Annotated in this window: 2 protein-coding genes; both read left to right on the forward strand. The window is 47.8% G+C overall.

The features are described 5' to 3' along the window. The first annotated feature begins 26 nt into the window (after positions 1 to 26). Positions 27 to 287, forward strand: coding sequence for a hypothetical protein (locus EL26_RS23175; protein WP_152559384.1), 261 nt, complete (start codon positions 27 to 29; stop codon positions 285 to 287). A gap of 6 nt (positions 288 to 293) precedes the next feature. After that, positions 294 to 500: hypothetical protein (locus EL26_RS23180; protein WP_038094902.1), on the forward strand; the 207-nt coding region annotated here is incomplete at its 3' end.

Consider the following 500-nt stretch of genomic DNA (forward strand, 5'->3'; position numbering starts at 1 on the left):
ACATCAGACGAGGGAGGTGAGAGAGGATGAAATGGCACGCTGAATTCACAGCAAATATGGGAGCGGGCCGCACCGGAAACTTTACCGCTGAGATCACGCAAGAAGCGGAAGACGCGTTCCGAGTAAAAATCTACCGCCATTACGAGAACGACAACCAAAAGTACCTCCAGAACAATCCGAGAGCTTTTGGTGATTTGAAAAGCTCTTTGGATCAGGCAAAAAAGTTCGTCAAAAAATTTGTTCCAGATATCGAACACCGCCTTGTGTGGGTGGAGAAGGAGGACTAACACAAGATGAAATTCGGAGAAATCCACATGGTCGAGTTTCTTGTGACCGCAAACCATCCAGATGGGATGCTGTATTACCAAGTTGGCGAAAAGAAGAATGAACGCGAAATCGCCAGCATCAAAACAACCGAATCTTGCGGAAAAGAAGCAATCTGCTTCCTCGACGCTGACGGTGATGTAATCTTCGAGTCCAGCGCGGACAACTGCCTCATC

Source organism: Tumebacillus flagellatus (assembly GCF_000714935.1).
Classification (GTDB): Bacteria; Bacillota; Bacilli; order Tumebacillales; family Tumebacillaceae; genus Tumebacillus; species Tumebacillus flagellatus.

Bases quoted from the DNA above. Each gene is read 5' to 3' on its own strand.
- EL26_RS23175 (WP_152559384.1), top strand. From the start codon at position 27: ATGAAATGGCACGCTGAATTCACAGCAAATATGGGAGCGGGCCGCACC.